The 5,276-nt window shown below is 60.3% G+C and carries 8 protein-coding genes; 4 read left to right on the forward strand and 4 right to left on the reverse strand.

Annotated features, from left to right (window positions below):
- The 3 genes from AB4Z11_RS21935 to AB4Z11_RS21945 form a co-directional block, all read left to right on the forward strand.
- Nucleotides 1-413 (forward strand): zinc-binding dehydrogenase (locus AB4Z11_RS21935; RefSeq protein ID WP_442027657.1); only part of this gene is annotated, 413 nt, incomplete at its 5' end.
- 58 nt (nt 414-471) lie between these two features.
- Nucleotides 472-990 carry a hemerythrin domain-containing protein gene (locus tag AB4Z11_RS21940; protein WP_442027658.1) on the forward strand — a complete coding sequence of 173 codons (519 nt, stop codon included), beginning with the start codon at nt 472-474 and terminating at the stop codon, nt 988-990.
- A 107-nt stretch (nt 991-1,097) separates the two neighbouring features.
- Nucleotides 1,098-1,397, forward strand: coding sequence for a KGG domain-containing protein (locus AB4Z11_RS21945; RefSeq protein WP_442027660.1), 300 nt, complete (start codon nt 1,098-1,100; stop codon nt 1,395-1,397).
- Here AB4Z11_RS21945 and AB4Z11_RS21950 read toward each other — a convergent pair.
- A complete protein-coding gene (locus AB4Z11_RS21950) occupies nt 1,387-2,724 on the reverse strand; it encodes a hypothetical protein (protein ID WP_442027662.1) in 1,338 nt (445 codons plus the stop codon). The two genes, AB4Z11_RS21945 and AB4Z11_RS21950, sit on opposite strands and share 11 nt — an antisense overlap.
- Nucleotides 2,721-3,065: a hypothetical protein gene (locus AB4Z11_RS21955; protein WP_442027664.1), complete on the reverse strand. Its 345-nt coding sequence runs from the start codon at nt 3,063-3,065 to the stop codon at nt 2,721-2,723. The genes AB4Z11_RS21950 and AB4Z11_RS21955 overlap by 4 nt, the downstream gene beginning before the upstream one ends.
- 102 nt (nt 3,066-3,167) lie before the next feature.
- Here AB4Z11_RS21955 and AB4Z11_RS21960 point away from each other — a divergent pair, with 102 nt between their 5' ends.
- Complete coding sequence (locus AB4Z11_RS21960; RefSeq protein ID WP_442027666.1) at nt 3,168-4,343, forward strand: hypothetical protein; 1,176 nt, start codon at nt 3,168-3,170, stop codon at nt 4,341-4,343.
- A 12-nt stretch (nt 4,344-4,355) separates the two neighbouring features.
- Here the strand turns inward: AB4Z11_RS21960 and AB4Z11_RS21965 are convergent, their stop codons facing one another.
- Together AB4Z11_RS21965 and AB4Z11_RS21970 are read right to left on the reverse strand one after the other, a co-directional pair.
- Complete coding sequence (locus AB4Z11_RS21965) at nt 4,356-5,153, reverse strand: hypothetical protein (RefSeq protein WP_442027667.1); 798 nt, start codon at nt 5,151-5,153, stop codon at nt 4,356-4,358.
- Nucleotides 5,154-5,155: 2 nt separating this feature from the next.
- A partial coding sequence (locus AB4Z11_RS21970; RefSeq protein ID WP_442027668.1) for a DUF7661 family protein occupies nt 5,156-5,276 on the reverse strand: 121 nt, incomplete at its 5' end.

Consider the following 5,276-nt stretch of genomic DNA (forward strand, 5'->3'; position numbering starts at 1 on the left):
AGAACGGCGACGTGCGCGCCGGCCTGAAGGAACACTGTCCAAATGGCGTTGACGTATACTTCGATAACGTTGGTGGCGACATCCTGGATATAGTCCTGACACGCATCAATATGAAGGCACGCATCGTTATCTGCGGCGCCATCTCTCAATATAACAACACCACCCCCGTCAAGGGTCCGTCCAATTACCTCTCCCTGCTCGTGAACCGTGCGCGCATGGAAGGCATGGTGGTATTCGACTATGCGGACCGCTACCCCGTCGCCGCTGCCGCGCTCGGCAAATGGCTGAAGGAAGGCAAGATCAAGAGCAAGGAAGATGTGGTGCGCGGCATCGAGAATTTTGTGCCTGCACTGAACATGCTGTTCGAAGGGAAAAACTTCGGCAAGCTCATCCTCCAAGTGGCTGATCAATAACCCACCTGATCCTCGGCTCTTTTTGCGCGGCATTTAACCGACTGAAAGGAGCCGAACCATGACTGATGCAATTGCCCTACTCACTGCCGACCACGACAAGGTAAAGCAGCTGTTCCGCGAATACGAGCGCTGCGATCCCTCGCACAAGGGCTTCAAGCTGGACATCGCCCACCAGATCTGCCTTGAACTCACCATCCACACCAATATCGAAGAAGAGCTCTTCTACCCTGCCGTGCGCGCCGAAACGGGCGACGAGCAGCTGGTCGACGAAGCGCTGCAAGAGCATGCCCAGGCCAGGGAGTTGATCGAACAGCTGCGCGACATGAAGCCCGAAGATAACGAGGTGGACAGTACAGTCGCCAAACTGCGCGCCGCCATTGACCACCACGTACAGGAAGAAGAATCCGAGATGTTCCCCAAAGCCCGTTCCAGCGGCGCCGACCTTGCCGAGCTGGGCGCGCAAATGCAGGACCGCAAGGAAGAACTGGAGCACGAACTGGGCGCCGTTCCCGTCCGCAGTAGCGCCAGCAGCGAGGCCGCCGGTGAGCAATCCGCCGTGGGCCAGGCCGGGGCATAAAAAAGACGGAACTTCGCCCGCCGCCACCTCTCCAACCCATCAGAACGGCCACTGCCGTTCCAGGGCCGGACGTCAGCTCCGGATCGATTCCTAGTTTTGGGAGGTGGATGATGGGCGACCAGGAACAAAGCAATACGCAACAACCCAAGGCCAAGCGCGGTTTCGCCGCCATGGACGAATCGACGCAGCGTCAAATCGCCAGCAAAGGCGGCCAGGCCGCCCATCAGAAAGGGACGGCGCACGAGTTCAATTCCGAAGAAGCCCGCCGGGCCGGCCAGAAAGGCGGCGAAGCCGTCAGCCGGAACCGCGAGCACATGGCGGAAATCGGACGCAAAGGGGGAGAAAGCCGGCAATCAGCCCGCGGCAACCGTCAGGCCGACAGCAAGGAGGAAAAAGCTAACCGTTGACGATGGGCTGGGCGATGATCCACAGGCTAAGCAGCGTATAGGCCACCATCAGGGCCAGCATCGGTAGCTGGCTGCGCGCAGCCCGAGCGCCGAATTGGCGCAATGCCGTCTGGTGACCAAGCCAGACGGCGGCGACGTGTCCCGCGACAATTGCGAACAGCGACACATACCACACCATGCGCGCATCGACGATGCCGGGGCGGATGAAGTAAAGCCCCGTGCCAAACAGGTCCCATCCCAGTCCCAGCGGATCGGATGCCAGAGGAATCAGGTACTGCACCGCCATCGCCAGGAACGACAGATAATGCGAAAAGTGATAGGCGATCGCGATCGGCACCAGGGTGAGTACATACCACCCCGCCGTCGCCGTCAGCGGTGCCCCACCGCCGAACCAGGCGATGGCGCGGCATACGGCCAGATAAACCAGCATGAACAGCGAGGGCAACATGAACAGCGCCAATGCACGCGCGCCCTCGGGAGGGAGCGGCATGCGCGATTGAAGATTTAACCAAGCCTGCGTTTCCATCAAACCGTCAAAGCTAACGGAAGCGAGCATCAGCATCACCAGCGCGATGTACGACCAGCCGACGGGGCGATCAACCAGAAGTCCGGCGCCGAATGGGCGCACCTGCCAGCGCCCTTCCTGCACGACGTTCGGTCCAAACCGCGCCAGCAAGCCGAAAACGACGGCAAATACTTCGCCATGCATCAGCCATGTGCCACGTCCGAACAGATACATGCCCAGCCAGGTGAACGCCGAATAGACCAGCATCGCCGTCGCCAGGCTTGCCGGCTGTTCGCTGCCCTCCCAGTTCAATTCCATGTTCACGAACACGAAGAACAGAAGCGCGGCGGGCCACACGCCCAGCCACTGCGGCCACGCCAGCTTACCGGGCCGATCGGCGGCGGCCCAGCGATACAGCGTATCGAGTGGATTCACCACCGCCCACACATCGCCAACGAGGGCGGAAAGATAAGCCATGCCGACCCACCAGATCGCCCAGATCATCGCGGGCGCGATATTCTTGATGGGACTTTGCACGCCGAAGAATCCAGCGAAGAGCACCAGCAAGTACAGAAGCAACACGATCAGCCGTGCGGCCGCAGCCAGCGTGCCTGCCATCGGAATCCGCATCAGCATGGTCGCCTGGCCTGGCTCTCGCGGCGCCGCCCGGCGCTGCGCGGCAAGCAGTGCGAATGTCACGGCGACGGTGGCGCCGGCGCCGGCCATGAACATCCAGAGTGGCAACGGCAAATCGAAGCGCTGGCCGAAGCCGTGCGCAAAGGCAGGGAGCGGGACGATGGCTGCCAGCAGCCAGCGCTTCATCGCGGCACGACTTCCAGATAAAGCAGCGTGGGACCGTGGCGATGGCCGGCGCCGTGCGTCGCCAGCGGGAAGCGTCCCAGCGTATTCGCCATCAATTTCATACGCCCCGGCGTGTTGGGCTTGAGCGACAGCGGCACATCGTAGCCATGCAAGTGCACATCGAGCGCCGCATCGCTGCGCAGTTCCAGCACCAGCGTATCGCCTTGCGTCACGCGCACCGTGGGCGCCGGATTGGCAATGCGCTGCTGCCTTACTTCAAAGCTGACGTGCTGCTCCGCCGCCCACACAGGGGCGCTTGCGAGCAGCGCTGCCGACAAGCAGAGAAGGCGGAAAGGTCCCATGTGGCGATTCTACCGCAGCTTAAATTTCGGTCAATTACCCTGATACCAAAAGGCGTAGAATTCAAAGGTTGATCCCTCAACCTGACAGGAAGGTGGTGAATCATGCGCATCCGGTCCCTGCTTCCCCTCGCCTTTGGCCTGTGCTTCCACGGCTGGGCAAGCGCCGAAATTCTGGCGATGATGTATTACGAAACCAAGTCTCCTGAGTCGCTCAAATCCCTCAAGAATCCAGTCGCTCCGGCAGCACGCAAGGAAGGCATCGCGATAGTCGATGTCGATCCGCATTCCAAGTCCTTCGGAAAAATCGTCAAGGACATTCCCCTGCCCGCAGATCTCGTGGCCCACCACATCTTCTACAACCACGATATGAGCAAGGCCTATGTTACTGCGCTCGGCAAGCCCGAACTGCGCGTGATGGACATGAAGTCGAAAGACTACGCCATGCAAACGGTGAGCATACCGACTTGCAATGTCGGCGAGGACGTTGCCTTCTCGCCCGATCACAAGCACTGGTACGTGAGCTGCATGGGTACGCAGAGCATGGTGGTCGGCGATGTGCAGACCAATAAAGTGCTATCAACGATCAAGGTTGCAGCACCTTATCCGCACGGCCTGGCCGTATCAGGCGCCGCCGACCGCACGCTGCTGACCTCCACGGTGCGAGCATCCGATCTTGGCGACGCCGGAGAAGTCATCAGCGCCGTCGAAACCAGCACTGGCAAAGTGCTCGGCACCTACAAGGTATCGAAGAAAGCCTCGCCCGCCGGTGAAGCACCAGTGGAGATTCTGTTCGTACCGAACGCAAGGCCCGCAATCGCCTACGTCACCAATATGTATGGCGGCACCTTGTGGACCGCAAGTTGGAAGCCCGAGAAAAAAGATTTCGAAGTCGCCCAGGCCTATGACTTCGCCGACCTGAAAGCTGGCGTACCGCTTGAAATCTACTTCAACAAGAACGGTTCGCGCATGTATGTGACGACCGCCAAACCTGGGCACCTGCACATCTTTGACATCTCGTCGAAGGTTGGCGAACCGAAGCTGGTGAAATCCATCCCCGCCGCCGAGGGCGCCCACCACGTCGCCTTCACGAAGGACGGCAAATACGCCTTCGTCCAGAACGCGCTACTGAATCTTCCCGGAATGAGTGATGGTGCTGTGACCGTGGTCGACCTGCAAAGCGGTACTGCAGTGGCGAGCATGGACACGCTCAAGAACGCCGGCCTCAATCCCAACAGCATCGTCCTCCTCCCGCAATGGAACGACCTGATGGGCCACTAAAATTCGGGAGCGTCAGCGGACGTCGGCTGGGCGGCTATGGACAGTGGGTATCGCGTTCCAGTACCAGTAGAAGTAGCCGCCCTTGTCCAGCAACAGCGTCTCCGTGACGATGCTGTTTTGGCGGATATCGCCCCAGCACGCGCGTGCGGAGTTGCGGTTGTTGTGCAGATCGATGCACTCGGCATCCGGYGACGAGGGCATCGGCGGAATATACAGCGCGCAGCCTCGCGGTACCCACAGGTCGGCCAGGCGAATTTTGCCCAGCTTCGGCCAGTAGCGGCCGACGGATGTCACCAGCGGCTGCCAGGGATCGATCGACGCGAAGACGTGCGGGAAGTCGTGGTGTTCGAGGTCGGTGCAGACGACGCTGAGCAGCTGGTCTCCGGTTTTTTGGTACGGCGACCAGTGGCCTGCGAACACGCCGTATTCGTAATCGATGTGCTGCAATTTGGGCACCGGGCTTTCAATCCTGATCGCCTGCCCCGGCTCAATCAGCGTAATGCCAAACGCTGCGGCGACATCGCGCGTCGCCCACATTGGTTCGAACACCACTTCCTTCGCGCCGATGCCAAACTGTGTCTCGGTGCCGAACTTCGCGTTTTTCCTGACACCCAATATGTCGGCCACAACGTACTCATTGCCCATTGCGATAGCCGGATCGACGGCCGCCGGCTGCAGTGGCTTAACACGCGGCGGCAGCTTGCTCAGGTACTTCGGCACACCGGCGTCATTGTAGAAATAGGGCTTTTTGGCGATATTGACATCGCTCCTGTGCAGCTCATTGATACCGACCGGCGTTGCAAACTTCATCTTCACTCCACTATTAATTGCGGCTGCTCTGCAACCTCGGCAGGCACCACGAAGTCTGCCGGCCCGCGCTTGCCTTCCGCGCCGGGATAGAAGACTTTCCACGCGCCCGGCGCGCCGCTGCTG

The organism is Pseudoduganella sp. RAF53_2, from assembly GCF_052113985.1.
Taxonomy (GTDB): Bacteria; Pseudomonadota; Gammaproteobacteria; order Burkholderiales; family Burkholderiaceae_D; genus Rugamonas.

What these genes read in the sequence shown, in the direction of transcription:
- AB4Z11_RS21955 (WP_442027664.1), bottom strand. Translation starts at nt 3,065, where the DNA reads ATGGGACCTTTCCGCCTTCTCTGCTTGTCGGCAGCGCTGCTCGCAAGC.
- AB4Z11_RS21950 (WP_442027662.1), bottom strand. Translation starts at nt 2,724, where the DNA reads ATGAAGCGCTGGCTGCTGGCAGCCATCGTCCCGCTCCCTGCCTTTGCG.
- AB4Z11_RS21960 (WP_442027666.1), top strand. Translation starts at nt 3,168, where the DNA reads ATGCGCATCCGGTCCCTGCTTCCCCTCGCCTTTGGCCTGTGCTTCCAC.
- AB4Z11_RS21940 (WP_442027658.1), top strand. Translation starts at nt 472, where the DNA reads ATGACTGATGCAATTGCCCTACTCACTGCCGACCACGACAAGGTAAAG.
- AB4Z11_RS21945 (WP_442027660.1), top strand. Translation starts at nt 1,098, where the DNA reads ATGATGGGCGACCAGGAACAAAGCAATACGCAACAACCCAAGGCCAAG.